General features: G+C 66.8%; 28 protein-coding genes and 1 tRNA gene. 20 read left to right on the forward strand and 9 right to left on the reverse strand.

What is annotated here, in order from left to right; translation table 11 throughout:
* Nucleotides 1–25: 25 nt before the first annotated feature.
* Genes AC23D6_RS11815 through AC23D6_RS11830 form a run of 4 tightly spaced genes read left to right on the forward strand, consistent with a single transcriptional unit; the run spans nt 26 to nt 3967 of the window.
* Nucleotides 26–1897 carry an ABC transporter ATP-binding protein gene (locus AC23D6_RS11815; protein WP_487749453.1) on the forward strand — a complete coding sequence of 624 codons (1872 nt, stop codon included), beginning with the start codon at nt 26–28 and terminating at the stop codon, nt 1895–1897.
* A 23-nt stretch (nt 1898–1920) separates the two neighbouring features.
* Nucleotides 1921–3129, forward strand: coding sequence for a PQQ-dependent sugar dehydrogenase (locus AC23D6_RS11820; protein WP_487749454.1), 1209 nt, complete (start codon nt 1921–1923; stop codon nt 3127–3129).
* Between the two features lie 11 nt (nt 3130–3140).
* Entirely contained in the window at nt 3141–3524 is a 384-nt protein-coding gene (locus AC23D6_RS11825) for a hypothetical protein (protein ID WP_487749455.1), read from the forward strand.
* Entirely contained in the window at nt 3521–3967 is a 447-nt protein-coding gene (locus tag AC23D6_RS11830; RefSeq protein ID WP_487749456.1) for a PaaI family thioesterase, read from the forward strand. Before AC23D6_RS11825 ends, AC23D6_RS11830 begins: the two co-directional genes overlap by 4 nt.
* A gap of 734 nt (nt 3968–4701) precedes the next feature.
* Here AC23D6_RS11830 and AC23D6_RS11835 read toward each other — a convergent pair.
* Nucleotides 4702–5499 carry an amidohydrolase gene (locus AC23D6_RS11835; protein ID WP_487749457.1) on the reverse strand — a complete coding sequence of 266 codons (798 nt, stop codon included), beginning with the start codon at nt 5497–5499 and terminating at the stop codon, nt 4702–4704.
* A 155-nt stretch (nt 5500–5654) separates the two neighbouring features.
* Nucleotides 5655–6806 carry a pyridoxal phosphate-dependent aminotransferase gene (locus AC23D6_RS11840; RefSeq protein WP_487749458.1) on the reverse strand — a complete coding sequence of 384 codons (1152 nt, stop codon included), beginning with the start codon at nt 6804–6806 and terminating at the stop codon, nt 5655–5657.
* On the opposite strand from AC23D6_RS11840, the gene AC23D6_RS11845 reads away from it, so the two are divergent.
* The 13 genes from AC23D6_RS11845 (at nt 6751) to AC23D6_RS11905 (ending at nt 17150) form a co-directional block, all read left to right on the forward strand.
* Nucleotides 6751–7383, forward strand: coding sequence for a DUF3293 domain-containing protein (locus AC23D6_RS11845; protein ID WP_487749459.1), 633 nt, complete (start codon nt 6751–6753; stop codon nt 7381–7383). The two genes, AC23D6_RS11840 and AC23D6_RS11845, sit on opposite strands and share 56 nt — an antisense overlap.
* A 106-nt stretch (nt 7384–7489) precedes the next feature.
* The gene (gene ccmA / locus AC23D6_RS11850; protein ID WP_487749460.1) at nt 7490–8134 is read left to right on the forward strand and encodes a heme ABC exporter ATP-binding protein CcmA; all 645 of its coding nucleotides are present in this window, start codon (nt 7490–7492) and stop codon (nt 8132–8134) included.
* The gene (ccmB, locus tag AC23D6_RS11855) at nt 8131–8817 is read left to right on the forward strand and encodes a heme exporter protein CcmB (protein WP_487749461.1); all 687 of its coding nucleotides are present in this window, start codon (nt 8131–8133) and stop codon (nt 8815–8817) included. Before ccmA ends, ccmB begins: the two co-directional genes overlap by 4 nt.
* Before the next feature lie 15 nt (nt 8818–8832).
* On the forward strand, nt 8833–9591 hold the full coding sequence (locus AC23D6_RS11860; RefSeq protein WP_487749462.1) for a heme ABC transporter permease: 759 nt from the start codon (nt 8833–8835) through the stop codon (nt 9589–9591).
* Nucleotides 9588–9755: a heme exporter protein CcmD gene (ccmD, locus tag AC23D6_RS11865; protein WP_487749463.1), complete on the forward strand. Its 168-nt coding sequence runs from the start codon at nt 9588–9590 to the stop codon at nt 9753–9755. Before AC23D6_RS11860 ends, ccmD begins: the two co-directional genes overlap by 4 nt.
* 4 nt (nt 9756–9759) lie before the next feature.
* The gene (gene ccmE, locus AC23D6_RS11870; protein WP_487749464.1) at nt 9760–10224 is read left to right on the forward strand and encodes a cytochrome c maturation protein CcmE; all 465 of its coding nucleotides are present in this window, start codon (nt 9760–9762) and stop codon (nt 10222–10224) included.
* Nucleotides 10225–10515: 291 nt separating this feature from the next.
* Nucleotides 10516–12456, forward strand: coding sequence for a heme lyase CcmF/NrfE family subunit (locus AC23D6_RS11875; protein WP_487749465.1), 1941 nt, complete (start codon nt 10516–10518; stop codon nt 12454–12456).
* 92 nt (nt 12457–12548) lie between these two features.
* On the forward strand, nt 12549–13049 hold the full coding sequence (locus AC23D6_RS11880; RefSeq protein WP_487752628.1) for a DsbE family thiol:disulfide interchange protein: 501 nt from the start codon (nt 12549–12551) through the stop codon (nt 13047–13049).
* 17 nt (nt 13050–13066) lie between these two features.
* The gene (locus tag AC23D6_RS11885; protein WP_487752629.1) at nt 13067–13504 is read left to right on the forward strand and encodes a cytochrome c-type biogenesis protein; all 438 of its coding nucleotides are present in this window, start codon (nt 13067–13069) and stop codon (nt 13502–13504) included.
* Nucleotides 13504–14514, forward strand: coding sequence for a tetratricopeptide repeat protein (locus AC23D6_RS11890; RefSeq protein WP_487749466.1), 1011 nt, complete (start codon nt 13504–13506; stop codon nt 14512–14514). The genes AC23D6_RS11885 and AC23D6_RS11890 overlap by 1 nt, the downstream gene beginning before the upstream one ends.
* A 540-nt stretch (nt 14515–15054) precedes the next feature.
* Nucleotides 15055–16182, forward strand: coding sequence for a homoserine O-acetyltransferase MetX (metX, locus tag AC23D6_RS11895; protein WP_487749467.1), 1128 nt, complete (start codon nt 15055–15057; stop codon nt 16180–16182).
* Nucleotides 16183–16418: 236 nt separating this feature from the next.
* The gene (locus AC23D6_RS11900; RefSeq protein ID WP_487749468.1) at nt 16419–17006 is read left to right on the forward strand and encodes a cysteine dioxygenase family protein; all 588 of its coding nucleotides are present in this window, start codon (nt 16419–16421) and stop codon (nt 17004–17006) included.
* 58 nt (nt 17007–17064) lie between these two features.
* Nucleotides 17065–17150, forward strand: a tRNA-Leu gene (locus tag AC23D6_RS11905).
* A gap of 385 nt (nt 17151–17535) precedes the next feature.
* On the opposite strand, the gene AC23D6_RS11910 is transcribed toward AC23D6_RS11905, so the two are convergent.
* On the reverse strand, nt 17536–17733 hold the full coding sequence (locus AC23D6_RS11910; protein ID WP_487749469.1) for a hypothetical protein: 198 nt from the start codon (nt 17731–17733) through the stop codon (nt 17536–17538).
* Nucleotides 17734–18411: 678 nt separating this feature from the next.
* Here AC23D6_RS11910 and AC23D6_RS11915 point away from each other — a divergent pair.
* From AC23D6_RS11915 to AC23D6_RS11925, 3 genes are all read left to right on the forward strand, one after another.
* The gene (locus tag AC23D6_RS11915) at nt 18412–18624 is read left to right on the forward strand and encodes a YegP family protein (RefSeq protein ID WP_487749470.1); all 213 of its coding nucleotides are present in this window, start codon (nt 18412–18414) and stop codon (nt 18622–18624) included.
* A gap of 99 nt (nt 18625–18723) precedes the next feature.
* Nucleotides 18724–19422, forward strand: coding sequence for a hypothetical protein (locus tag AC23D6_RS11920; protein WP_487749471.1), 699 nt, complete (start codon nt 18724–18726; stop codon nt 19420–19422).
* 349 nt (nt 19423–19771) lie between these two features.
* The gene (locus AC23D6_RS11925) at nt 19772–20221 is read left to right on the forward strand and encodes a hypothetical protein (protein WP_487749472.1); all 450 of its coding nucleotides are present in this window, start codon (nt 19772–19774) and stop codon (nt 20219–20221) included.
* Nucleotides 20222–20405: 184 nt separating this feature from the next.
* On the opposite strand, the gene AC23D6_RS11930 is transcribed toward AC23D6_RS11925, so the two are convergent.
* From AC23D6_RS11930 to AC23D6_RS11955, 6 genes are all read right to left on the reverse strand, one after another.
* Nucleotides 20406–21425: an AraC family transcriptional regulator gene (locus tag AC23D6_RS11930; protein ID WP_487749473.1), complete on the reverse strand. Its 1020-nt coding sequence runs from the start codon at nt 21423–21425 to the stop codon at nt 20406–20408.
* 1 nt (nt 21426) lies between these two features.
* Complete coding sequence (locus tag AC23D6_RS11935; protein WP_487749474.1) at nt 21427–22224, reverse strand: oxidoreductase; 798 nt, start codon at nt 22222–22224, stop codon at nt 21427–21429.
* 263 nt (nt 22225–22487) lie between these two features.
* On the reverse strand, nt 22488–22985 hold the full coding sequence (locus tag AC23D6_RS11940) for a hypothetical protein (protein ID WP_487749475.1): 498 nt from the start codon (nt 22983–22985) through the stop codon (nt 22488–22490).
* A 735-nt stretch (nt 22986–23720) separates the two neighbouring features.
* The gene (locus AC23D6_RS11945; RefSeq protein ID WP_487749476.1) at nt 23721–24521 is read right to left on the reverse strand and encodes a transglutaminase family protein; all 801 of its coding nucleotides are present in this window, start codon (nt 24519–24521) and stop codon (nt 23721–23723) included.
* Nucleotides 24522–24672: 151 nt separating this feature from the next.
* Nucleotides 24673–25164, reverse strand: a complete 492-nt coding sequence (locus tag AC23D6_RS11950; RefSeq protein ID WP_487749477.1) for a TspO/MBR family protein — start codon at nt 25162–25164, stop codon at nt 24673–24675.
* 111 nt (nt 25165–25275) lie between these two features.
* Nucleotides 25276–25842: a DUF2878 domain-containing protein gene (locus tag AC23D6_RS11955; RefSeq protein ID WP_487749478.1), complete on the reverse strand. Its 567-nt coding sequence runs from the start codon at nt 25840–25842 to the stop codon at nt 25276–25278.
* Between the last annotated feature and the right edge of the window lie 112 nt (nt 25843–25954).

Genomic DNA, 25954 nt, shown 5'->3' on the forward strand with positions numbered 1-25954 from the left:
GGTCGCCAGCAGGCACAATCGGGCCATGGCGTCTTCTCCCTCGCATGCGCCCCCCCGGCGCACCGGACCCAACCTGCGCGAACGCTTCGATGCGATGCGCAACCTGGGGCCGTTCCTCCACCAGATCTGGCAGACCAGCCGCACGCTGACGCTCACCAGCCTCGGCCTGCGCGTGGTGCGCGCGGTCATGCCGGTGGCCGCCCTGTACATCGGCAAGCTGATCATCGACGAGGCGATCCGCCTGGTCGGGTTGGGATTGGACCTCGGCTCGCTGGGCGAGGCCTGGCGCAGCGGTCAGCTCGATACGCTGGTCGGGCTGTTGGCGCTGGAGTTCGGGCTGGCCATTGTGTCGGACTTGCTCGGCCGGCTGGTGAGCTATGCCGACGCGCTGCTGTCGGAGCTGTTCACCAACGCCACCAGCATCCGCCTGATGGAACACGCGGCGCAGCTGGACCTGGAAGACTTCGAGGACCCCGACCTGCAGGACAAACTGGATCGCGCGCGCCGGCAGACGATGGGGCGCATGAACCTGATGAGCCAGCTGTTCGGCCAGGTGCAGGATGCCATCACCGTGGTCAGCTTCGCCGCCGGCCTGCTGGTCTACGCGCCGTGGCTGATCGCACTGCTGGCGTTGGCGCTGGTGCCAGCCTTCGTCGGCGAAGCGCACTTCAACGCGCTCGGCTATTCGCTCAACTTCCAGTGGACGCCCGAACGCCGCCAGCTGGAATACCTGCGGCAGATGGGTGCCAGCGTCGAGACCGCGAAGGAGGTGAAGATCTTCAACCTCCATCGGTTCCTGATCGACCGCTACCGCACGCTGGCCGAGAAGTTCTTCGTCGCCAACCGCGCCCTGGCCCGGCGACGCGCGTTCTGGGGCGCGCTGCTGGCCGCGCTCGGCACGCTGGGCTATTACGTGGCCTACGGCTACATCGCCTGGCGCACCGTGCGCGGGGATTTCAGCATCGGCGATTTGACCTTCCTGGCCGGCAGCTTCCTGCGCTTGCGCCAGCTGCTGGAAGGCCTGCTGATCGGCTTTTCGCAGGTCGCCGGGCAGGCGCTGTACCTGGACGATCTGTTCTCGTTCTTCGAGATCGAACCCGAGATCGCCTCGCCCGCGAATGCCATCCCGGTGCCGAAGCCGATCACCCGCGGCTTCGTGTTCGAGAACGTCGGCTTCCGCTATCCCGATGCCGAACGCTGGGCCGTGCGGCACCTGGATTTCGAATTGCACGCCGGCGAAGTGCTGGCACTGGTCGGCGAGAACGGCGCGGGCAAGACCACGCTGGTGAAGCTGCTCGCACGGCTTTACGACCCGGACGAGGGTCGCATCCTCCTCGACGGCCGCGACCTGCGCGACTACGACATCGACGACCTGCGCGCCAACATCGGCGTGATCTTCCAGGACTTCGTGCGTTACCACCTGACCGCCGGCGAGAACATCGGCGTGGGCCGCATCGAGGCCATGGATGATCAAGCCCGCGTGCGCGCCGCGGCCGCGCGCGCGATGGCCGACGAGGTGATCGAAGGCCTGCCGCGCGGCTACGACCAGCTCGTGGGCCGGCGCTTCAAGGACAGCGTGGATCTGTCCGGCGGCCAGTGGCAGAAGATCGCCATCGCCCGCGCCTATATGCGCGATGCGCAGGTCATGATCCTCGATGAACCGACGGCGGCGCTGGATGCGCGTTCGGAGTTCGAGGTCTTCCAACGCTTCAAGGAATTGTCGGACAATCGGACCGCGGTGCTGATCTCGCACCGTTTCTCCAGCGTCCGCATGGCCGACCGCATCCTGGTGCTTAACGAGGGACGGCTGGAGGCCAGCGGCACCCACGAGCACCTCATGGCCCAAGGCGGCCGCTACGCGGAACTGTTCGAACTGCAGGCCGCCGGCTACCGCTGACTTCCCCCACAGGAGACACGACGTTGCGCCACGCTCCCCACCGACTCGCCACCGCCCTCCTCCTCGCGCTGCCGCTGGCCGCGTGTAACTCTTCCGCCAACGGCGATGCCTCCAGCGCGGCGGCGCCCGCCGCCGCTCAGGCCGCGCCCGCCAGCCAGCCTGCGCAAACGCTGACCAGCGCGAAGGGCCAGATCCGCGTCACCCAGGTGGCCAGCGGGCTCGCTCATCCGTGGGCGCTGGCCTTCCTGCCGGATGGCGCGATGCTCGTCACCGAACGCAGCGGCGCGCTGCGGCGCGTCGGCACCGACGGCGCCGTATCCGCGCCGATCACCGGGGTGCCGAAGGTGTTCGCCACCGGCCAGGGCGGCCTGCTCGATGTCGTGCTGGCACCGGACTTCGCCAGCACGCAGCGCATCTACCTCAGCTACGCCGAGCCCGGCGACAACGGCACCGCAGGCACGGCGGTCGCGTACGGCACGCTGGCCGGCGACGCGCTCACCGACGTGAAGGTGATCTATCGCCAGGAACCGAAGGTCGACGGCCCCAACCATTTCGGTTCGCGCCTGGTCTTCGACGGCAAAGGACATCTTTTCATCAGCCAGGGCGAGCGCAACAAGCGTCCGATGTCGCAGGAGCTGGACAAGCTGCAGGGCAAGCTGGTGCGCCTGAACCTCGACGGCACCGTGCCGCAGGACAACCCCTTCGTCGGCAAGGCCGGCGCGCGCCCGGAGATCTTCAGCTACGGCCACCGCAACATGCAGGGCATGGCGCTGGATCCGCGCACCGGCAAGCTGTGGCAGAGCGAGCACGGCCCGCGCGGCGGCGACGAGATCAACCTGCCCGAAGCCGGCAAGAACTACGGCTGGCCCATCATCACCCACGGCATCAACTATTCCGGCCAGCCCATCCCCGAAGCCGAGGGCAAGGCGAAGGACGGCATGGAACAGCCCTTCCATATGTGGGAGAAATCCCCCGGCGTTTCCGGCATGGCGTTCTACACCGGCCAGCCGGACAGCCCGTGGAACGACAGCCTGTTCCTCGGCTCGCTGGCCGAGCGCAACCTGATCCGCCTGACCCTGCAGGGCGATACCGTCCTCGGCGAAGAACGCTTGCTCAACGAAATCGGCGAGCGCGTCCGTGACGTGCGCGTGGGCCCGGACGGCAACGTCTACGTGGTCACCGACGAGGAAGACGGCAAGCTGCTGCGGATCGAACCGCCTAAGGCCCCGTGACGATGCGCCCGATGATGCTCCGCACCGCCTTGTTCGCATGGGCGATGGTCAGCGCCGTCGCCGCGCACGCGCAAGCGCCGACCGACTACACCCAGGCCAAGCAGCGCGCCGACGCCGATGAGGCCTCGTTGCCTGCGGCGACGTCGCAGGCGTTGCGGGAAACGCAGGCGCGCGTGCTGCAGGACGCCGCCGCCGAGTGCGCGACACCGAACGCCGATACCTCGCCGTTCGTGATCGTCGCCGAGCTGGATGCCGCCGGCGCGGTCCGCCGCACCTGGCGCGAGGGCGGCACGCCGCTGGCGATCTGCGTGCAGAAGCAGGTCAACGGCAAGTCGCTGGCACCACCGCCGCGCGCGCCGTTCTACACCTCGTTCGAACTGAGCTTCACGCCATGAGCGACCGCACCGACATCAACGCCCTGCTGCGGACGCGCTTGCCGGCGGGCGTACCGTTGCAGATTCCGCCTCCTTGCCTGATCGACATGCAGGGCGAGCCGGTGGCCTACGTGGAAGGCGCGTCGCTGACGATGCGGTTCCCGGTACTGGCGCGTTACCAGAATCCGATCGGGCACATGCAGGGCGGTTTCATCGTGGCGGCGCTGGACAACACGCTCGGCCCGTTCTCGTACCTGATCGCCCCGCCCAGCGTGACGACGTCGCTCAACACGCAGTACCTGCGCCCGGTGACGCAGGAGATGCCGCACATCACCTGCCACGCCCGCCTGGTGGAACGAACGCGCACACAGTTGTTCCTCGCCGGAGAGGTCCGCGACGAGGCCGGCCGTGTGCTGGCCATGTGCCAGGCGGTGTGCCAGATCCTGCCGCAGAAGGCGGGCTGAGCGCGATACGCACACGCGCTCATGAGCACGTCGGGCTCATAGATTTGCGGTGAGATGGCTGTGGGGTTAGGCATGGTGCCGCTCGCCGCGGGGGCCCTACTTTTCTTTGCTTGTGCAAAGAAAAGTAGGCAAAAGAAACACCCCCCGGCGGTCCGCCCGCCGCTGCGCGACGGGTGCGCAGTCCCGGCGGGAATTTTCGGACGGGGCCTCCTGCCCCGGCCGAAAACGGCGCACGTCCTTGTGCGCCGCCCTGCGGGGTTTTACCCGCCGTGACTGCCGGACCTAAGGGGCCCCAGGAGCCGCGCCTGACAGATCGACGGGGCGCTGTGACTTTGCTCCTGCTTTGCTCCTGCTTTGCTCCTGCCTTCGGGCCCCCATGAGGCACGGCGAGTGGGCCGGGTAAAACCCGAAGGGCGCCGCCCTGGATGGGCGGCGTTTTCGTATGGCACATGGATGTGCCTTACGAAAATTCCCGGCCCGCTCGCGGACCCGGAGCGAAGCGCAGGGCGTGCCGCCTGGGGTGTGTTTCTTTGCTTCTTTCTTTGCACAAGCAAAGAAAGAAGGCCCCCGCGGCGAGCGGCACCATGCGCGAACAAAAGAAGGTCCGTCGCGAGACCGTCGAACAAAATGACCATCGTGGATGTGGTGCCTGCCAGAGCAGACCAAAGAGATAGTCTTCGTTGCCCCTCACCCCAACCCCTCTCCCGGCGGGAGAGGGACTTCAAAGGCGGAGTTCAACGCAGCTCGAACCGGTCCGCATCCAGCATCGCCGGGAACCGCTCCCGATGCGCCGCCAGCGCCTCCGCCGAAATCGTCGACGTCACCACCCCCTCGCCCGCCGGCAACTCCACCACCGGCTGCCCCAGGAAGTCGATCACCGCACTGTCGCCACTGTACGCATGCCCATTGCCATCCGTACCCGCGCGATTGACCGCTGCCACGTAGCAGAGATTCTCGATCGCCCGCGCCCGCAGCAGCGTCTTCCACGCGTACGCGCGCGGTGCCGGCCAGTTCGCGACGAACAGCTGCAGATCGAAATCCAACTGGCCTTCGCGCTCCACGTCGTAGCGGTTGCGCGCGAACACCGGGAAGCGCAGGTCGTAACAGACCAGCGGATTGATCCGCCAGCCCTTCCATTCCACCGTCAGGCGCTCACGGCCGGCGGCGTAGCGCTGATGCTCGTTCGCATAGCGGAACAGATGGCGCTTGTCGTAATGCTGCAGCCCACCGTCGGGCGTGGCGAACAGCAGTCGGTTGAACACGCCATCGGCCGTGCGCAACTGCACGCTGCCGGTCACCGCCGCGCCGAGGGATGCCGCCTGCTCGCGGATCCACGCCACCGTCCCGCCCTCCATGCCCTCGGCCTGGTCGATCGCCTCGTTGCTGAAGCCGCTGGTGAAGGTCTCCGGCAGGATCACCAGATCGGTCTGCCCCGCGAGCGGCGCGATGAGCCCGCCGTAGTAGTCGCGGTTGCCCGCCGGGTCGTGCCAGCGGGTTTCGCCTTGGATAAGGGAAATGCGGAGGTCCTGCATGGGTTCTGTCTCCAGGCCGCCATCAGCATGACGGCGACCGCACAATGGTTCCGACGTCATCCCAGCGAACGCTGGGATCCATGGGCTTTGCCGTTTTTCTCTGAATCTGGAGCAAAAGCCAGATGGATTCCGGCTTTCGCCGGAATGACGAATCATTACAGCGCTTTCAACCGCGCAATCGCCGCATCCAGCGTCGCCTCATTCTTGGCGAAGCACAAACGCGCCAGGCGCTGGCCGGCCGGAGGCGTTTCGTAGAACGGCGACAGCGGAATCGCGGTGACGCCGTGCTCGACGGTCAGCCACTTCACGAACTCGGCATCCGGCATGTCGCTGACCGCGGAATAGTCGACCAGCTGGAAGTAACCGCCCGGCACCGGCAGCGGCTTGAACTTCGTGCCCAGCAGCTGTTCACGGAAACGGTCGCGCTTGTCCTGATAGAACGCGCCCAGCTGCTCGTAGTGCTCCGGCTCCTGCCGGATCATCGCGGCGAACGCGTGCTGCGCCGGCGCGAACGTGCAGAACACGTTGTACTGGTGGACCTTGCGGAATTCCGCGCTCAGCGCCGGCGGCGCGATGGCGTAGCCGATCTTCCAGCCGGTGCAGTGGTAGGTCTTGCCGAAGCTGGAGACCACGAACGCGCGCGCGGCGAGGTCGGGATAGCGCAGGATCGATTCATGGCGGCGGCCGTCGAACACGATGTGCTCGTAGACCTCGTCGGAGATCAGGTAGATGCCGGTGCCCTCCAGCAGCGAGGCCAGCGCGCGGATATCGGCGTCATCGAACATCGCGCCGGACGGGTTGTGCGGGCTGTTGACGATCAGCAGGCGGGTACGCGGGGTGATCGCCGCGCGCACGCGGTCCCAGTCCACGGCGAACGTCTGCGGATCCAGCGGCACGTGCACGGCGCGCGCGCCGGCCAGGTCGATGGCCGGCTCGTAGCTGTCGTAGGCCGGGTCCAGCACGATCACCTCTTCGCCCGGGCGCACCACCGCGTGGATCGCGTTGAACAACGCCTCGGTGGCGCCACTGGTCACGGTGATCTCGGTGTCCGGGTTCACCTCGCGCCCGTAGCAGCGCAGCACCTTCTCGGCGATGGCCTGGCGCAGCGGCGCCACGCCCGTCATCGGTGCGTACTGGTTGTGGCCGGCGCGCATGGCCGCATCCAGTTCGTCCACCAGCCGCTGCGGCACCGCGAAATCCGGGAAGCCCTGCCCCAGATTGACCGCGCCGTGCTCGGCGGCGAGCTGCGACATGACGGTGAAGATGGTGGTGCCCACCCTGGGCAGCTTGGTCTGCGGCTGGAACATCCCGGTTCAGGTACTCGGCGGAAGGGAGCACGGAGTGTACGCGCTCGACGTGACGCGCGATGATGCGGCCATGGCCGAACACAGCATTCCCGCCGATGGCGCCGCGAAGGGAGATGTCCCCGAGGCCGAGCGCGCGCGGCTGGCCATCGCCTGGGCCGCGGCGCACTACTTCGTCACCCTCGGGCGCAAGGAATGGCTGTTCTGCACCGGCCTCACCGCGCCGGAGATCGAGCGCCAGGTCATGGCCGAACGCTATCTGTTCATCACCGCCTGGAATCCGCCGCCCGGCGAGGCGGCGCGCCCGGACAACGACGCCGCGCAGGCCCGCCTGGAAGCGCGCGTGCAGGCGCTGGGACTGGCCCTGCATCCGGCGCTGGGCTGCGACAACCGGGGCGGCATGGTCGAGTACGGCTGCCTGGTCCTGGACGCCACCCTGGCACAGGCCGACGCGCTGGCGCGGGAGTTCGGCCAGGGCGGCACGCTGTACTGGGCGGCGGGCGAAGCCGTGCGCCTGCGGATGATGTGGCCCCGTCCGGCCTGCGCCGCCAGCGACCCGCATACCGACTGGGTCGGCTAGGCCGAGGCGCGACGGTCTGTCGCAGGCGGCCGGACCGGCGGCTCCGTTTAGAATGGGCGGCTGAGCCTCAGGACACCCAGCCTCCCGCCCGGGAACGCCCGACCCGATGACCGACGCCGTTGCTCCCCATCCGCCGTTGCTGGCCGCCCGAGGCCTGGCGTTCTCGCGCAACGACGAGCCGGTGTTCGGGCCGCTGGATTTCGCGGTGGACGCGGGCGAGGCCCTGCTGGTGCAGGGCGGCAACGGCGTGGGCAAGACCACCCTGCTGCGCGTGCTGGCCGGGCTGTTGCGGGCCGACGCGGGGCATATCGACATCGATGGCCATCCGGCCGGCCCGTCGCGCCGCGCCCATGCGATGGCCTACCTGGGCCACCTGCCGGCGCTGAAGGGCGACCTGAGCGCGCTGGAGAACCTCAATTTCCTGTGCGGCCTGCACGGGCGCCGCGCGCGCCAGATGCCGGGCAACGCGCTGGCCATGGTCGGCCTGGCCGGTTACGAGGACGCGCTCGCGCGACAGCTCTCCGCCGGGCAGAAGAAGCGCCTCTCGCTGGCCCGCCTGTGGCTTTCGCCGTCGCCGCTGTGGCTGCTGGACGAGCCCTACGCCAACCTCGACCTGGACGGCATCACCCTGGTCAACCGGATGATCTCCGCGCACCTGCGCGATGGTGGCACCGCGCTGGTCACCACTCACGGCGCCTACGCGGCCCCGCCGGTGCAGACGCGCATGCTGCTGCTGGAGCGTCCCGCATGAACCCGGCGCCCTCCCTGTTCCAGACCGCCCGCGCTTTGGTCGTGCGCGACGTGCAACTGCTGTGGCGCCGCCGTGGCGACGCGCTGCAACCGGCGTTGTTCGCGTTGCTGGTCGTCGTGCTGTTCGCCCTCGGCCTGGGCACCTCGCCGCAGGCGCTGTCGAAGGTAGCGCCCGCCGTGCTGTGGGTGGCGGTGCTGCTGGCCGGCCTGCTGTCGCTGGATACGCTGTTCCGCGGCGATGCCGAGGACGGCTCGCTCGAACAATGGATCCTGGCGCCGGTGCCGCTGGCCTGGCTGGTGCTGGTGCGCGTGCTGACCCATTGGGCCACCACCGCCCTGCCGCTGGTGCTGGCCGCGCCGCTGCTGGGCGAGATGCTGCACCTGCCGCGCAGCGAGCTGCCGATGCTGCTCGCCACGCTCGCGCTGGGCACGCCGCTGCTGAGCCTGCTGGGCGCGGTGGTCGCGGCCCTGACGGTCGGCATGAGGCGCTCTGGTATCCTTGTGGCCCTGCTGGCGCTGCCGCTGTACGTGCCGGTGCTGGTGTTCGGCGCGGGCGCCGTGGCCGCCAACGCGCAAGGCCTGGATGCCTCCGGCGCCCTCCTCTGGCTGGCCGCCGGCCTGCTGCTGTCGTTGCTGCTCGCCCCGCTGGCCGCCGCCGCGGCGATCCGCATCGCCCTGACCTGAAGACCGACGCTGCGCATGAATCCACTCGTCCGCTGGTTCCACCAACTCGGTTCGCCGCCCTACTTCGACCGCTTCGCGGCGCGCTGGACGCCGTGGTGCTACCTCGCCGCGATCGTGCTGCTCGGCGTGGGCCTGTGGCAGGCACTGTTCGTCGCGCCCGCCGACTACCAGCAGGGCGACAGCTTCCGCATCCTCTACATCCACGTGCCCAGCGCGTGGATGAGCATGTTCGTGTTCGGCCTGATGGCGTTCTACGCGGCCATCGCGCTGATCTGGCGCATCAAGCTGTGCGAGATCCTCGCGATGGCCTGCGCGCCCACCGGCGCCGCGTTCACCCTCATCACCCTGGCCACCGGCAGCATCTGGGGCAAGCCGATGTGGGGCACGTGGTGGGACTGGGATCCGCGCCTGACCACCGAGCTGATCCTGCTGTTCCTCTACCTGGGCGTGATGGGCCTGTACGGCGCCATCGACGACCGCCGCAATGCCGCCCGCGCGGCCGGCCTGCTCGCCATCGTCGGCGTGGCCATCCTGCCGGTGATCCGCTACTCGGTCGTGTGGTGGAACTCGCTGCACCAGGGCCAGACCATCCGCGTGTTCGGTGAGTCGAGCATGGACGACAGCATGGTGCTGCCGCTGGTACTGATGGTGGTGGCGACCAAGTTCTGGTTCGCCGGCTCGCTGCTGGCGCGCGCCCGCGCCGACAACCTGCGCCGCGAAGCCGGCAAGGACTGGGTGGCGAAACTCGCCGCCGCCAAGGGGGCCGCGCCGTGACCTACCTCGAATACGTGATCGGCGCTTACGCCGTGTTCGCGCTCGTGCTGGCGTGGGATTTCCTCGCGCCGCGCCTGCAGGTGCGCCGCGAACTGCGCGCCGCCCGCCAGCGCGCCGCACGCGATACCCGCCGCAACGCCGCCCCTGCCGACCTGGAACGCTGACCGCATGAATCCCGTCCGACGCCGCCGCCTGCTGTTCGTGCTGCTGGCCCTGCTGGTCGCCGGTGCCGCCACCGCGCTGATCGCGATGGCCCTGCAACGCAACGTGGCCTACCTGTACACCCCCGCCGAAGTGCTGCGCGGCGACGCCAGCGAGCGCGCCCGCTTCCGCCTCGGCGGCATGGTCGAGAAGGGCTCGTTCAAGCGCGAACCCGGCTCGCTGGTGTCGAACTTCCGCGTCACCGACGGCGATGCGCAGCTGACCGTGCGCTACGGCAAGATCCTGCCGGACCTGTTCCGCGAGGGCCAGGCCGTGGTCGCCACCGGCACCATGCAGGACGGCGTGTTCGTCGCCGAAGACGTGCTGGCCAAGCACGACGAGACCTACATGCCCAAGGAAGTCGCCGACAAGATGGGCAAGGCGCACCAGAAGCACGACGTGCAGGCCGCACCGACGGGGCCGGCGAATTGATCGCCAAGCCCGCCGTGATCTCCCTTCTCCCTGCTTGCGGGGAGAAGGTGGCCGAAGGCCGGATGAGGGGCGCTCTTGCTTCTCGTCGTGTGGCCGACGGGAAAGCCGCGGGCCGGCGCATCCGGATATCTTCCCGTTGCTCTTATTTCGGCGACTCCGCTCGCCCCTCACCCGCCTTCGGCACCCTCCCCGGCCGGGCGCAGCGCGCCCGGCGTTCAAACGATCTGCGCGGCATGCCGCGCAAGCAGATCGTTCTCACCCCCGTCCGCAGGGCGAGGGAATGGATGACTGATGCTTCCTGAACTCGGACAAATCGCGCTGATCCTGGCGCTGCTGGTGGCCATCCTGCAGGCGGTGCTGCCGCTGGCCGGCGCGCACCGGGGCAAGGCTGCGTGGATGGACATCGCCCGCCCCGCGGCCTATGCGCAGCTGTGGCTGATGATGCTGGCCTTCATCGCATTGACGGTCGCGTTCGTGCGGCAGGACTTCTCGGTGAAGTACGTCGCCGACAACTCCAACTCGCTGCTGCCGATGGTCTACCGCTACACCGCGGTGTGGGGTTCGCACGAAGGGTCGCTGCTGCTGTGGGCGCTGGTGCTGGCGATCTGGACCGGCGCGGTGGCGCTGTTCTCGCGTCGACTGCCGGACGTGGTGATGGCGCGCGTGCTCGGCGTGATGGGTGTGGTCGCCATCGGCTTCCTCGCCTTCCTGATCTTCACCTCCAATCCCTTCATCCGCCTGCTGCCCTCGCCCGGCGAAGGCCGTGACCTGAACCCGTTGCTGCAGGACCCGGGGATGATCATCCATCCGCCGCTGCTGTACGTGGGCTACGTGGGCTTCGTGGTGCCGTTCGCCTTCGCCATCGCCGCGTTGCTGGATGGCCGCGTGGATGCGCGCTGGCTGCGCTGGACCCGTCCGTGGACGAACGTGGCCTGGGGCTTCCTCACCCTTGGCATCGCGTTGGGCAGCTGGTGGGCGTATTACGAACTGGGCTGGGGCGGCTGGTGGTTCTGGGATCCGGTCGAGAACGCCAGTTTCATGCCGTGGCTGATCGGCGCGGCCCTGATCCACTCGCAGGCGGTCACCGAGAAGCGGGGCGCGTTCCGCGGCTGGACGCTGCTGCTCGCCATCGCCGCGTTCTCGCTGTCGCTGCTGGGCACGTTCCTGGTGCGTTCGGGCGTGATCACCAGCGTGCACGCGTTCGCGGCCGATCCGACCCGCGGCGTCTTCATCCTGATCTTCCTCGGCGTCGTCATCGGCAGTTCCTTGTTGCTGTACGCGTGGCGCGCACCACAGCTGGCCGATGACGCCTCGGAGACATCGTACTTCGCCGCCAATTCGCGCGAGACCTTGCTGCTGGCCAACAACCTGCTGCTTGCCGCCGCCTGCGCGATGGTGCTGCTGGGCACGCTCTACCCACTGATCGCCGACGCGCTGGACCTGGGCAAGATCTCGGTCGGCCCACCCTACTTCAGCCTGTTGTTCATCGTGCTGATGGCGCCGCTGGTGGCGCTGGTGCCGTTCGGCCCGCTGACGAAGTGGCAGCGCGACAAGGCGTCGCGCCTGGGCGCGATGCTGCTGCCGTGGGCGCTGCTGGCCATCGTGCTGGCCGCCGTCGCTTATTTCGTCGCACCGCAGGGCAAGCTCAAGGCCGCCGCCGGCATCTTGGGCGCGGCGTGGGTCGGCCTGGGCACCGTGCGCTTCATCTGGTCGCGCCTGCGCGCGAATGGCCGCTTCACGCCCGAGATGCTCGGCATGACGCTGGCGCACACCGGCATCGCGGTGTTCCTGGTGGGCGCGTTGCTGGTGGAAGCGCTCAACGTGCAGCGCGAACTGGCGGTGAAGCCGGGGCAGACCGTCGAGGTCGGCCGCTGGGGCTTCCATTTCCAGGGCGTGGACGAAACCCAGGGCCCGAATTACCTCTCCGACCGCGGCCACGTGCAGGTGCTGCGCGATGGCGCGCCGGTGGTGCTGCTGCACCCGGAGAAACGCGCCTATGCCAGCGGTGGCCAGGTGATGACCGAGGCCGGCATACAACCCGGCGTGCTCGGCGATGTCTATGTCGCGCTCGGCGAACCGCTGGGCGATGGCGCCTGGGCGCTGCGCGTGCACATAAAACCGTTTGTCCGCTGGATCTGGCTCGGCGCCGCCCTGATGGCGCTGGGCGGCTTCGTCACTGCCGCCGACCGCCGCTTCCGGAATCACCGCAAGAACGAGGCGACCCCCGCATGAACAACGCGTCCGAACTTCCGCCGTCGCCGCCGCGCTCGCGTGGTGCGCTGACCTTCGCGCTGGTCATCATCGGCCTGTTCTTCGTCGGCCTGATGGGCCTGCTGTATTACGGCGTGAAGCAGTCCGACCGCAGCGATCGCGATGCGTTGCCGTCGCCGCTGATCGGCAAGCCGGCGCCCGCGTTCGACCTGCCGCTGCTGCACGAACCGAGCAAGCGCGTGACCAACGCCGACCTCGCCGGCCAGCCCTACGTGATGAACGTGTGGGGTAGCTGGTGCCCGGAATGCCGTGTGGAGCATCCGGTCCTGACGCGGTTCGCGCTGACCAAGCGCGTGCGCTTCATCGGCTACAACCTCAAGGACGAACGCCCGGACGCGCTGCGCTGGCTGGAGCAGTTCGGCAATCCGTACATGATGGTCATCGCCGATGTCGAAGGCCGTAGCGCCATCGACTGGGGCATCTACGGCGCGCCGGAAACCTTCCTCGTCGACGGCCATGGCGTGATCCGCTGGAAGCACGTCGGCGCCATCGACCAGGCCATCATCGACCACCAGCTGATTCCCGCGCTGGAGAAGATCGAAGCCGGCCGATGAGCACCTCCCCCGCCCTCCTGCTGCGCGCGTTGCTGCTGGCCCTGCTGGTCGCCATTGCCGCGCCCGCTTTCGCCCAGGCCAGCGACCCGACCCCGCTGCGGTTCCGTGACGCCGCCGAGGAAGCCCGCTTCCACAGGCTGACCGCCGAACTGCGCTGCGTGATGTGCCAGAACCAGTCGCTGGCCGATTCCAATGCGCAGATCGCCCACGACCTGCGCCGCGAAGTGCTCGACCTGATGCGCCAAGGCAAGGACGACGCGCAGGTGAAGCAGTTCCTGGTGGATCGCTACGGCGAGTTCGTGCTGTACAAGCCCGACGTCGCGCCCGGCACCTACGTGCTCTGGTTCGGCCCGCTGCTGCTGTTGCTGGCCGGCGGCGTGTGGGTGGGGCGCATCGTCGCACGCCGCGCCAGGCAACCGGCCCCCGCCACCGACGACACCGACCAGGAGTGGTGATGACCACGTTCGTGATCCTCGCCATCGTGCTGTCCGTCGCCGTGCTGCTGGCGGTGCTGTGGCCGCTGTGGCGTGGCGCCAGGCCGCTGGTGATCGGTGGCGTGCTGGCGCTCGGCATCGCCACCTTCGCGCTGTACCGCGTGGTCGGCACGCCCGCCGCGCTGGAACCGCAGGCCACCGCCGCCGGTCCGGCCACGCTGGAAGACGCCATCGTCCAGCTCGAAGCCGAACTCAAGAAACAGCCCAACGAACCCGAAGGCTGGCGCCTGCTCGGCAAGTCCTACGCGGCGCTGCAGCGCTTCGGCGATGCGCAGAAGGCGTTCGAGCGCGCGGTGCAGCTGATGCCCGACGACGCCGACCTGCTGGTGGAAGCCGCGCAGGCCCGCCTGTTCAACAACGCTGAGCGCAAGCTCGACGCGCAGGCGATGGCGCTGCTGGAACGTGCGCGCCAGATCAATCCCGGCCACCAGCGCGCCGCCTGGTTCGTCGGCCTGGCCCAACGCCAGGAAGGCAAGCCGGCCGAGGCCGCGAAGACCTGGGAACCGCTGCTGGCCCAGGTGGATCCCAACACCGCCGCCACCCTGCGCACGCAGATCAACGAAGCCCGTGCGGAAGCGGGCCTGCGGCCGCTTGGCGAGGTCGCGCCTGCAGCAGAGGCATCGCCTGCACTGCTGACGGTGACGGTGGATCTCGCGCCCGCGCTGAAGGACAATCTCGCCCCGGGCGACATGCTGTTCGTGTTCGCGCGCCAGGTCGGCGGCCCGCCGATGCCGGTCGCGGCCAAGCGCCTGCCGGTGGCGTCGTTCCCGATGACCGTGCCGCTCGGCGACGGCGACAGCCCCATGCCGACGCTGAAGCTCTCGCAGCTGCCGCAGGTGCAACTGGTCGCGCGGATCTCCAAGGGCGGCGCCGCCACCGCCACCGCCGGCGACCTGGAAGCCACCGCCATCACCGCCGACGTGAAGGCCGGCAACGCCTACACGCTGACGATCGATCGCGTGGTGCCGTAAGGCGCGTGTCGCTCCCTTCCCCCCGCAAGCGGGGGTGAGAGCACTCTGCTTGCGCGGCATGGCGTGCAGAACGTTGGAACGCCGGGCGCGGTGCGCCTGGCCGGGGTGGGTGTCGAAGGTGGATGAGGATCCGTAAAGCGCTTTGCGTCTTTCCCTTCTCCCCGCCTGCGGGGAGAAGGTGCCGAAGGCGGATGAGGGGCGCTCTTCGCGCGAATCCTTCGGCCAATGTCGTAGCCGCACGTTGACGCTGATTGCAACGCCGGCATCCCCGCTCCGCTCGCCCCTCACCCGCCCTTCGGGCACCCTCTCCCCGCTTCGCAGGGAGAGGGGTTTCGTTCCCGCATCACCGATGGTTCCGAATGCGCGACGCGTGCACGACGTGGCATCACTCCCGCGCCTTGCCCGCACTTTGACGATGACCCCCGCCTCGCCTGCCGCATGAGCCGAACACGCTGCGGTCTCGGCTCGGACCACCTGCCTGTGCGCGTCGGACTGCGCTGGCAGGGGGAATAGCGCCGCCGGGGTCGTTACACTTGGCGGATGACCGAATTCATCCCCCCCGGCACCCGCTTCCATCCCCTGCCCTCGCCGTTCCGCATGAAGCGGGGTGGCGCGCTGCATGGAGCGCGGGTCGCGTATGAAACCTGGGGCACGTTGAACGAACGGCGCGACAACGCGGTGCTGATCGTCACCGGGCTGTCGCCCGACGCGCATGCCGCGCGCAATCCCGGCAATCCGGAGGAAGGCTGGTGGGAGCCGATGCTGGGCTCGGGCAAGCCGATCGATACCGACCGCTGGTTCGTCGTCTGCGTGAACTCGCTGGGCAGCTGCAAGGGCTCCACCGGGCCGGCCTCGGTCAATCCGGATACCGGCGCGCTGTACCGCCTCGACTTCCCGGAACTCTCGGTGGAAGACGGCGCGAACGCGGCCTTCGACGTGGTGCGTGGGCTGGGCATCGAGCAACTGGCCTGCATCATCGGCAATTCGATGGGCGGGATGACGGCGCTGGCCTACCTGCTGCTGCACCCGGGCGCGGCGCGCACCCACATCAACATTTCCGGCAGTGCGCAGGCGCTGCCGTTCTCGATCGCCATCCGTTCACTGCAGCGCGAGGCGATCCGGCTGGATCCGAATTGGAACCACGGCCAGTACGACGACGACACATATCCGGAATCCGGCATGCGGATGGCGCGCAAGCTGGGCGTGATCACCTACCGCTCGGCGCTGGAATGGGACGGCCGCTTCGGCCGGGTGCGGCTGGAGTCGGACCGCCCGGACGAGGAGCCGTTCGGCCTGGAGTTCCAGGTGGAGAGCTATCTGGAAGGCCATGCGCGCCGCTTCGTGCGTCGCTTCGACCCGAACTGCTATCTCTACCTCAGCCGCTCGATGGACTGGTTCGACCTGGCCGAGTATGCCGGTCAGGAGCAGGCAGACGGCGACGTGGTGAAGGGCCTGGCGAAGATCCGCGTGCAGCGGGCGTTGGCCATCGGCGCCACCACCGACATCCTGTTCCCGCTGCAGCAACAGCAGCAGATCGCCGAGGGCCTGGCCGCCGGCGGCGCGCAGGCGGACTTCGTGCCGCTGGAATCGCCGCAGGGCCATGACGCCTTCCTGGTGGACTACGACCGCTTCGGGCCGGCAGTGCGGGACTTCCTGGCGGGGATCTGACCGTGCTTCCCTTCTCCCCGCCAGGCGGGGAGAAGGTGCCGAAGGCGGATGAGGGGCGAGCGCGGTCGTCGCACGTGCACCGACCCATCCTGCCTCCGTTCGCCCCTCACCCGCCCTTCGGGCACCCTCTCCCCGTGAACGGGGCGAGGGATTCCATCACCTTCATCTCGCACTGCACGCCACCCTCCCCGGCCCGGGCGGCTAAAATGGCCCCACTTCCTGACCCGGGCCGTGCCATGACCCTCGATTTCCCCGGCGCCGACAAACTGGTCGCCTCGCTGGACGCCGCCGTCGCCCTGGGCGACGACCGCGCCGTCACCGATGCGCTGCGCAAGTCGCTGTGCGAACTGATCTGCGATGAGGACGTGCGGCTGCCCGCCTGTGTGCTGGAGCCGATCTCCGACCACTACGCGCGGCGCGAGCTGTACACCAGCCCGGAGCACGGCTACAGCGTCATCGCGATGACCTGGGGCCCCGGCCAGGGCACGAAGATCCACGATCATTCGGGCATGTGGTGCGTGGAAGGGGTGTGGCGCGGACGGCTGGAGATCACGCAGTACGAGTTGGCCGAGCACGATGACGTGCGCTACCGCTTCGTCCCGGCCGGGACGATAGAAGCCGGCACCGGGTCGGCCGGCAGCCTGATCCCGCCGCACGAGTACCACACCATCCGCAACCCCAGCGACAAGGCGGTGGCGGTCAGCCTGCACGTCTACCAGCGCACGATGGTCCGCTGCGGGATCTATACGCCGGAGGAAGACGCCGGCACCAGCGGCTGGCAGCGCCGCGGCGAGCGCCTGCTGGGCACCGACCAGGTCAATTGAGCCCACACGGGCCTGCCCTGTCGGCGAGGCCCCGCGCTCGGCTATACTTCGCGTCCGCGCCGGAGTGGCGGAATGGTAGACGCAGCGGACTCAAAATCCGCCGCCCTTAAAAGCGTGTGGGTTCGAGTCCCACCTCCGGCACCAAGATCAAACCCTGGACCTCCAGGGTTTTTTCGTTTGTGGGCTCCAAGCGTTCCCAGAATGGATGGGCTGCAGGCGACCGAACCGGTCACCGCTCATCACCAAGCCGTGAGCGCTACGTGTCGCTCACGGCGAAGTCAGCCCCGCGCGCTCTCAAGAAGTCTCCAGCTCAACATGTAGGCGGGCCCGGAACTCGCAAGCGCACCTCGCGATCCAGGTACGTCATCTCCGCAACGGCTCGCCTGGCGGACGCAGGAATCGCATCCCTGATTGGTTTGAGAATGGCCTCGATTTCATCCCATCGGGCGCTTATTCCGCCATGCCCTGGATGGGACTCGCTACCCACTTCGCCTAACTTGTAGAGCGCGCTCCAAGCGACGAATATCTCTCACTGTTCGCGCTCCAGATCCAGCACTTCCTTTTCTATCGGCCAGACTAGGAACGTCCCAAGATACTCGTCATCCTTCTCGTCAAACTGGGACTTGAAACGATGTGGCACGCCACCTATGTCGGCAACGCCGGCACGCGGGCCGTCGTACCACTCGTTCTCCACATGAACTTTTTCGGGACGACCAACACCTGTCATCTTCTCTCCATCACGCGATCTCGTAGGATGGGTTGAGCCGCAGGCGATACCCATCTATTTGCAGAGCGTCGGCACCACGACGATGGGTATCGCTTCGCTCAACCCATCTTACTAGCTAGTCCTTCAGCCTGCCGTCCCTCGTCAAGGTACTTCAGGTGCCAGTTCTTCGTCCGCAGGCCTTTGCGGCGCGCGTTCTCTTTCGCCTGCGCGGCCCGCTTCTCCTCCTCGCTCCTGATGTCCTCGCGGAACAAATGATCCCAGCTAGGGCCTAGTTGCTTGGATGGGTCGATGTCGCATGGCCTGTCGCCGGGGCTGAGACGCTGTCGCGAGGCAAGGCCGTGCCCGCCACTTAAAGTTCCTGGTCCATCCGGGCCAGAACGAGCGCATGTCCGTCAGAAGCATCGGCGAGCACGACAACATCGTGAACCTACACGCCGACATCGTCAGCGATGGATGGGCGCCTCGTGGCGCCCGTCTCTACGGCATCCACTCGAAAGGTGGCTCTAGGCGAGGATTGATCAATGTTTCACCAGCTGCCTCCCGAGAGGGAAGTCATTGAAACGTCGTCGCAGGTACTGAGATTTCCACCGGTTATCCACACACTTATCTGCAACACCCCTGGGATTGGAGGCTGTACGGTGGTTCCCGCAGCATTCGCTGCATATCAGAGGAAAGTGTATGGCTAGCGTTCCCAAGCAGTTCGTCCTGTACAAAGACGATGCCGGCGAATTCCGGTGGACCCTCTTTGCGGAGAACTCCCGCAAGATCGCCAATGGTGGCGAGGGGTACAAGAACCACGCGGACTGCGTGGCCGGCATTCGTCTCGTTGTGAATGCCATCCCTGGCATTCAAATCAACGACAAGGTACGCGGTGAGTGGTACCAGGCCTAACGGCCTCGGGGTCGGCTGTTAGCGGCAGCCGACCCCACTATCCTACAACTGGAAACCCTGTATCACGTGTCTTGGATCACAACTTGACGGGGAGGGCGCATGGTGGGCGGAAGCGGCCGGAGGAATATCGCAAACAGGAAAGATACTGAGCTCGACGCGCTCAGGCAGCGGCGAGACTTGTATGCGCTGGCAATTGGCCTGGTGACATTCAACCTAGCTGGTGGCCACGTCGTTGATGCCGGCACAGTACGAAACCTTATCCCGGTCAAGCTGAAGTATCCCCAGGTGATCCTGGCAGTGGCATGGCTAGGCTTTTTCTACTTCTGGATCAGATTCTGGCTTGTGAGCGAGGCCAAGCCTTGGGGGGACTTTGTTGAAGATGCCAGGTGGCAAGCAGGTCACTCCAGGGCCGGGAGGAAGTTGGCTGCAGGACTCGCAAATGCATCGGTGAGCTGGGGTACAGAGCGGACGGCTGCCCAGAATGCAGAGGCAGTAGGAAACCCGATCGGACCAGTGCCCAGATTCTATCTAGAAGGCTGGAAGCCAATTATCGATCTGAACCAGATTGGAATGCGCGCACCAAGAAATGGGCAAAGCGTCAGCAACGAGCACTATGGTGGTCTCCACTATCTAGAGACCGCGGAGCAGCGCAGCACATTCTGGTCGGTCTATCTTCTGGGATTCTTCAGGGCTACGTTTCGAGAGCGTTCGTTCAGCGATAACACGCTTCCTCATCTCTTCGCGGTGTTCACCGTACTGACGGGAATCACCCACGCGATGATCTTCTTTGCGTGTTAGGACCATAGGTTGGGCTGAACGAAGTGAAGCCCAACATCGCCCAACTTCCGACATCCCGGCGTTGGGCTTCGCAAGCTCACCCCAACCTATCGCAATCCACGCTGTTCGACATGATGTCGCTGCCCAGCGCCATTCCTGCGTCCAGCGTCCGCTGGTGTAGACGCATCACCAGTCTCGTAGGATGGGTTGAGCCGCAGGCGATACCCATCAATTGCAGAGTGCCGGCATCGCGACGATGGGTATCGCTTCGCTCAACCCATCCTACGTACTCATCCCCATAGGGAAATGGCCCCTCCAGACGTCTACCGTGGTGAATGGGCGCCATTCGCGACCCGTGCACTGTCGAACGATGATCAAAGACCACCCGAATCCGTACCTCCAGGCCTCGCTCCGCGAGCTGTCCGCCGCCCTCGATCGGTGTGCACGCCAACTGCAGACGACGAAGGAGACCGCAGAGCGCGAGGACATGGCACACCTGCTCCTCGCCGCCGCCAATCGCCTCGTCCCTAAGGACAAGCGCCTAGGGGAACCGGCCCATCGCGTGCGCGCGGGTGCGGATGTCCTTCGCGCGTTCTGGCCGCGCTACGAACTCGAGAAACGCGCGATGCGCTGGCACCTGTTCCATCAGGCCACCGAAGCCGCCGGACTCACCCCGGCGGACCTCAATGAGTACCTCACACTGACCGGGCGGTCCCTGACGGATCGCGTTCTGGAGAGCGAGGAAGGCTACCGCGAAGCCCTGGATTGGATTGAAGAGACCCGTCGTGTGAGTAAACGGGCGTCCCGCCGTGTTGAGTAGCTCGCCCGGAAACGCCAGCGCCACCTTGGGTCTCACCGGATAGGCGCGCGGTACTGCGCTCTGCGGGACGTCGGAATAGTCCGGCTCGCATGCATCGTTGGACCACTGATGGAGCATCAACGCCCGATGCGGGACATCGGGGCGCGCAACTTACTGCCGGGCAAATCCGTCGGGTCGCAACCTTTCATGGCAATTGTGTAGCCTCACGTTCCCGCCTTCGGAATGTTTCTGGCGTTTCTCCCGTCCACACGTTGAAAGCGCGGAAGAACGAGTTGGGATCCTCGAATCCGAGGAGAAAGCCGATCTCACCCAGTGAAAGCTCCGTCCGCTTCAGATAGTGCTTGGCCAGCGCTTCGCGCGTCGCGTCGACCAGTGCGCGATAGTGGCTGCCCTCTTCTTCCAGTCGTCGCTGCAACGTACGCTTGCTCATCGACAGCAGCGCCGCAACGGCATCGATGCCCGACTGACCGGCAGGAAGCAGCTCCATCAACGCCGAGCGGACACGCTGCTGGATGCCGGCTTCGGCCTCCAACTCACCCAGGCGCTTGCGCATGTCCGGCTCGAACACCTTCCACATCGCGTCGTTGGCCGTGAGGAATGGCCGGCGCGCGTCGAGCGCCGAGAAGGTGATTCCGGGACCGTCTCGCTGCTGCGGTACGACACCGAAGAACCTCGCGTAAGCCTTCGCTTGCGAGGCCGGAGGCAAGTGATACATCGTGACCCGCATCGCCGCAATGGGTTCCCGCGTCGCCATGCGCGCCAGGCGCAGCAGGAACGCGAGCTCACTGGCGACGACGACGAACGGTACCGTTGCGCCCGCTTCCAGCCAGCGCGGCGACAGGGTCAGCGCACCCTCGGCATCCACGTCAACCTGCAAGCTCATCGGCGCGATGAGTTTCTTGTAGGTCGCCAGGCGCTGGCCAGCCTGCAACAAGTTGGTGCTGCACAGCGCGGCAAAGATCGGCGGAATGAAGGATTCCGCCTGGATCGCTTCCACCAGCCTCAACGGCAACAAAGGATCGCCTGCCTCCGCTTGCAGGCACTCCCAGAAGCGGAAGTACTCTGCCGTGGTCAGCCCGTTGCCGGGGCGGGTGAACAACTCCTGCGGGAGACCGGCACGCCGCAGCAACGTATCGCTGCGGATGCCCAGATCCTTGAGCAAGGGTCGCCAGCCGGCATCTACCGGAAAGGCACTACGTGCCATGTCAGCGGAATTGGCTCATGATCAGACGATCATAAACGCGATCCCCGAGGTATTTGCGCACGAACATCAGCGGGCGCGCCAGATTGCCGGCCACGTAGCGCGTCTTGGGCCGACGCGCCCGCACGGCCCGGTCGATGGCGTTGGCCACGACCGTCGGTGGCGACATGGGTGCAGCGGACTTGGCGATCGCGTGCGCCAGCTTTCCGTAGGGACCGGCCCCGGAACGAGCCAGCATGGGCTGGGTCATGACGTCACCGAATTCCGTAGCGATGAGGCCAGGCTCGATCACGACCACATGGATGCCGAACGGTTGCAACTCGAGTCGCAGCGCATCGCTCCAGCCTTCCAGTGCGTGTTTGGTGGCGTGGTACCAGGCACCGAGCGGTGTGTAGATCTTGCCACCCATAGACGAGACGTTGATGATCGTTCCGCGCCCACGCGCGCGCATGGCGGGAATCAACAGCTGGGTGAGGCGCGCCAGCCCGAAAAGGTTGACGTCGAACTGGGCCCGGGCATCCTCCATCGAAGTGTCTTCCACCGCGCCGTAAATGGCGTAGCCCGCGTTGTTCACCAGCACATCCACGGCGCCATGGTCGCGGGTGATGCGCGCCACGACCGAAGACACGTCAGCTTCGCTCGTAATGTCCATGCGCAGCGGGATGGCGCCCTTGGCGGCCAGATCCGCCATGGCCTCGACGCGTCTGGCGGCTACGTAGACCGTATGGCCCTGCCGAAGCAGGTGGAGTGCGGCGGCTTTACCGATACCGGAAGACGCGCCGGTGACAAGAATGGTGCTCATGGCAGAACCCTGGGACTGCGCCCGTTTGGAAGGTGGCGCCACTTTGATCTGCGCCAAATGCCAACGGACTAGCGAAGTGCGCCACTTTGCTAGCCTAGCGTGCCATGGCTTGTTGGCATGAGTTTGGTTGCGATGTCCGCTCGGATCGCTGAAGGACTACTTTCACGGCAACGGTCCACGCCCACCATCGCAGCAAGCCCGCAAGAAAGAGGGAGCCTTGCGGCTCCCTCTGCGGTGCGACTTATACAAGCATGGTGAGCTTCTTACGCTGACGCCTGACTCCCCATTGCCGGCTCTTCCTCTTCGGACTCTGCCCTCGCCCGCTTGCTCTTGAACCGCACCGACAACTGCTTGCGCAGCGAGTCCAAGCCACCGCTCTTGCCGGCCAGCTTGAGCAGCTGATAACCCTCCACGCTGTTCGACATGATGTCGCTGCCCAAGGCCATTTCGGTGTCCAGCATCCGCTGGTACAGGCGCATCAGCTGCACCGTGCGTGCCCGCAGTGCATCCAGCGCCGCGACATCGCGCTGCAGGGCGGCCAGATCGAAGGTCGGGGGCAGGATCTGCGGATTGCTGGTCAGCACGTCGACCGCCAGCCGGCAGAACGCCTCCGACTTGTCGCCCATCTTGTGCAGCCGGCGCCGCTTCACCGGGTCGAGGGCCACCAGCCCGCCCAATCGCATATGCAATATGCCCAATGCGCCGTCGATGTCGGCCAATGCATCGTTCTCGAACGTGATATCGATAATGTTCTGACTCATGGTGCGTCCTTGTCTCCTTGTCGTTGAATGCCCGCCCTCTGGCGGACGCCCCGACTGTAGAACGCCACGCGAAGAAAAGCCTCTAACATTTATCCGCCGCGTGCTCGCCGTCCTTGCTTCGTCTCGCGCGTGATAGGCCGCGACCTCGCACGACACCGGCCCGCGCATGACCCGCCATACCAAGCGGTATCACCGCCAATACCAACCGGTATCGTGCGACCTATCCCCGCCTACCGTTCGCCATGCCGCACGATATCCGTGCCGATATGCAACGCCATGGCGCGTCATCGCGCTGTCTTTGGCCTGCCATGGGACGGCATTCCGACGTCGATATCCTGTGGTATCACCGGCCATTCCCTACGCATCGCGCGCGGCTTGCAGGCGTATGGCGCGTCATGTCGCGCCTCATGGCGCGCCGGATGCAAGCGCATAGCGCGCCACGTCCGCGGCACACGCGCGCCATACCTTGTCGATTACTCGCCCATCCCCAGGATGGGCCGGACGACGGGAAGCCCAAGCTTACGCGCCTTCCAGAATCCCGACGCGAGGCTTCGCCACCTCGCTGCAACCCATCGCGACGATTCCGCGGAGGACGAAGGCAGTCTGCTCCACCCGCGAGGTACTTAGTCGACAGGGCGTGATCCAGCGGCAGGCGGCTTGCGACGGCGACGCGACTTCATCTCAGGATCGCACCGCGTCATCGGCCTGGCGAGCGAAGATGGCTCGCCCCCCACCTTACACAGCGCCTGCGTCCCCCGTCCGCTCCCCCACCCATACCTGCATGTCCACCGTCTGCAGTCCACCGTAACTGGTCAGGAAGGCCACGTCGGCCGCGTCGCGTCCGTAGGCGACGACGATCCGGCCACCGCGCGGCGCGGACTGCGTCGGATCGAACGTGTACCAACGACCCTCCAGGTAGGCCTCGAACCAGGCATGCAGGTCCATGGGTTCCAGTCCATGCAGGTAGCCGACCACCATCCGCGCAGGAATGCGCAGACTCCTGCACAGCGTGATGCCGACATGCGCGTAATCGCGACAGACGCCGGCCCCTGCCGCCAGGGTGTCGAGCGCATCCGTCGTGGCGTCGCTCACGCCGTACCGGTAGGCGATATGGGTGCGGATCCATTCCACGATGGCGCCCACCTGGCCACTGCGCGGCTCCGCCGCATCCACGATGGTCTGCGCCTGGTCGAACGCGCGATCACTCGGGCAGTAACGGCTGGGCAGCAGGTACTGCAGCGTGTGATCGGGCAGGAGCGCCGCGGGAACCGGCGCGACCCACGGCGCGACCGCGATGTCGCGTTCGATTTCGACCTCCAGTTCGGCCCGGATCCGCATGCGCCCACGGCGCACCACGAAACGCTGGCACAGGTTGCCGAACGCATCCACGTATTCGGTCGGGCGCACGTGGGGATCGAACGCATAGGTTTCGCTGATCAGCCATTGCGACTCGCCACTGCGCGGTCGCAGCATGGCGACCACCGCGCAATCCTCGGTGGATTCGACCGTCAGTTCGCATCCGGCTAGCAGACGCATGGTCCAACCGGGGGATGAGGGAAATTCATGCGCGAGCGTCGTCCGTCAAGGCGTGCGGATGCGGGCACGCATCCTCTCACACCCCACGCGCGCCCCGCGTGATGTGCCGATGAAGCGTCGCGTGGCAGCTCCGCTACGCCCGCCCACGTCCTCAGTAACCGAGCAGGTCGGGATTACTGCGCCAAACGACATAGTTCAGCGCCAGCGCGAAACTCACCCAGCCAAGATAAGGCAGCAACAGCACACCGGCAGTAACACGCACCCGCCAGAAGGCCACGACGGTGGCGAGGATCAGCAGCCACAGCAGCGCGATGTCGACGAAGGCCATGCCGCCCTGTCGCCAGGCGAAGAACAGCCAGCTCCACAGGGCATTGACGACCAGCTGAGCCAGAAACAGGAGCAGCGGGCGACGCTGCCGCGACCAGCCTCCTTCGCGCCACACCTGCCACGCAGCGATCGCCATCATGCCGTAGAGCACGGTCCAGACCGGCCCGAACACCGATGCCGGGGGCGCCCAGCTCGGCTGCACCAGCGCGTCGTAGAAGGTGGCCGCATCGATCGACGCCACGGCGCCAATGCCGGCCACGGCGTAGCAGGCCAACAGCCAGACCACCAAACCCAGGATCTGTCGAGTACGGGTCATGCTGGCTCCATCATCGGGTGGGTAAACATCCATCGAAAGAAACACACTACTTACATCTTGCAGCGCCGATGTCGTGGCGCGATGAACCCGTGTGCTTCGGCGTGCAAGCGATCAGCCTGGCGACTCCGCGCTGGGGGCGGTGGCGCCGACATGCGCCTGCCGATGGTGCGCGGCCTGCAGTCGCTGCGCAGCCACCAGCAGCGTCGGCAACAGCAGGGCCCAGGCGCCGGCCAGCCAGGCGAGTCCCATCGCACGGGGCGCCTCGAATCGAACCGCGCCCCAACCCGCTTCGGCGGCCAGGTAAGCCAGGGGGCCACCGATGCCACCGAGCAGCACGGCGAGCCACAAGCGATGCTGCACGCTGCGCAGCGAGACGTTGAGCGTGACCGCCAACGACGCCCAGAGCGCGAGGATCCAGAGGGGCGCAAGATGGCCGTTCGCAAGCGGCACCGCATAAGTCACCCAGCCCTGCGCGGAGGCCACCCCATCGACGCACATCCCCAGCGCGACGGCGATGGCGACCAGTTTTGTCTCCACGCGGGGCGCGGGCGACACATGAAGGCATATCAGAACGAAGAGGATGGCGGCCGCTACGCCCGGCCATGCGTATCCGGCCGCTGCCCGATCGACGGCGATCAACCAGACAAGCTGGTTGCCCACCACGTTGAAAAGGAGCATCGACCACGATGCGCGTCGATGCAGTGGGCCGACGCCCACGCTAGCGGACTGACGCATGGTATCCCTTCCCCGAATCGCCTGGCCGAGGGGGCATTCCCTCGGCCAGGACGCG

It is taken from the genome of Pseudoxanthomonas sp. G3, from assembly GCF_057654715.1.

Excerpts from the sequence above, each read along its gene's own strand:
- AC23D6_RS11815 (WP_487749453.1), top strand. The coding sequence starts at position 26 with ATGGCGTCTTCTCCCTCGCATGCGCCCCCCCGGCGCACCGGACCCAAC.
- AC23D6_RS11825 (WP_487749455.1), top strand. The coding sequence starts at position 3,141 with ATGATGCTCCGCACCGCCTTGTTCGCATGGGCGATGGTCAGCGCCGTC.
- AC23D6_RS11830 (WP_487749456.1), top strand. The coding sequence starts at position 3,521 with ATGAGCGACCGCACCGACATCAACGCCCTGCTGCGGACGCGCTTGCCG.
- AC23D6_RS11835 (WP_487749457.1), bottom strand. The coding sequence starts at position 5,499 with ATGCAGGACCTCCGCATTTCCCTTATCCAAGGCGAAACCCGCTGGCAC.
- AC23D6_RS11845 (WP_487749459.1), top strand. The coding sequence starts at position 6,751 with ATGACGGTGAAGATGGTGGTGCCCACCCTGGGCAGCTTGGTCTGCGGC.
- AC23D6_RS11840 (WP_487749458.1), bottom strand. The coding sequence starts at position 6,806 with ATGTTCCAGCCGCAGACCAAGCTGCCCAGGGTGGGCACCACCATCTTC.
- ccmA (WP_487749460.1), top strand. The coding sequence starts at position 7,490 with ATGACCGACGCCGTTGCTCCCCATCCGCCGTTGCTGGCCGCCCGAGGC.
- ccmB (WP_487749461.1), top strand. The coding sequence starts at position 8,131 with ATGAACCCGGCGCCCTCCCTGTTCCAGACCGCCCGCGCTTTGGTCGTG.
- AC23D6_RS11860 (WP_487749462.1), top strand. The coding sequence starts at position 8,833 with ATGAATCCACTCGTCCGCTGGTTCCACCAACTCGGTTCGCCGCCCTAC.
- ccmE (WP_487749464.1), top strand. The coding sequence starts at position 9,760 with ATGAATCCCGTCCGACGCCGCCGCCTGCTGTTCGTGCTGCTGGCCCTG.
- AC23D6_RS11875 (WP_487749465.1), top strand. The coding sequence starts at position 10,516 with ATGCTTCCTGAACTCGGACAAATCGCGCTGATCCTGGCGCTGCTGGTG.
- AC23D6_RS11880 (WP_487752628.1), top strand. The coding sequence starts at position 12,549 with ATGGGCCTGCTGTATTACGGCGTGAAGCAGTCCGACCGCAGCGATCGC.
- AC23D6_RS11890 (WP_487749466.1), top strand. The coding sequence starts at position 13,504 with ATGACCACGTTCGTGATCCTCGCCATCGTGCTGTCCGTCGCCGTGCTG.
- metX (WP_487749467.1), top strand. The coding sequence starts at position 15,055 with ATGACCGAATTCATCCCCCCCGGCACCCGCTTCCATCCCCTGCCCTCG.
- AC23D6_RS11900 (WP_487749468.1), top strand. The coding sequence starts at position 16,419 with ATGACCCTCGATTTCCCCGGCGCCGACAAACTGGTCGCCTCGCTGGAC.
- AC23D6_RS11910 (WP_487749469.1), bottom strand. The coding sequence starts at position 17,733 with ATGACAGGTGTTGGTCGTCCCGAAAAAGTTCATGTGGAGAACGAGTGG.
- AC23D6_RS11915 (WP_487749470.1), top strand. The coding sequence starts at position 18,412 with ATGGCTAGCGTTCCCAAGCAGTTCGTCCTGTACAAAGACGATGCCGGC.
- AC23D6_RS11920 (WP_487749471.1), top strand. The coding sequence starts at position 18,724 with ATGGTGGGCGGAAGCGGCCGGAGGAATATCGCAAACAGGAAAGATACT.
- AC23D6_RS11925 (WP_487749472.1), top strand. The coding sequence starts at position 19,772 with ATGATCAAAGACCACCCGAATCCGTACCTCCAGGCCTCGCTCCGCGAG.
- AC23D6_RS11930 (WP_487749473.1), bottom strand. The coding sequence starts at position 21,425 with ATGGCACGTAGTGCCTTTCCGGTAGATGCCGGCTGGCGACCCTTGCTC.
- AC23D6_RS11935 (WP_487749474.1), bottom strand. The coding sequence starts at position 22,224 with ATGAGCACCATTCTTGTCACCGGCGCGTCTTCCGGTATCGGTAAAGCC.
- AC23D6_RS11940 (WP_487749475.1), bottom strand. The coding sequence starts at position 22,985 with ATGAGTCAGAACATTATCGATATCACGTTCGAGAACGATGCATTGGCC.
- AC23D6_RS11945 (WP_487749476.1), bottom strand. The coding sequence starts at position 24,521 with ATGCGTCTGCTAGCCGGATGCGAACTGACGGTCGAATCCACCGAGGAT.
- AC23D6_RS11950 (WP_487749477.1), bottom strand. The coding sequence starts at position 25,164 with ATGACCCGTACTCGACAGATCCTGGGTTTGGTGGTCTGGCTGTTGGCC.
- AC23D6_RS11955 (WP_487749478.1), bottom strand. The coding sequence starts at position 25,842 with ATGCTCCTTTTCAACGTGGTGGGCAACCAGCTTGTCTGGTTGATCGCC.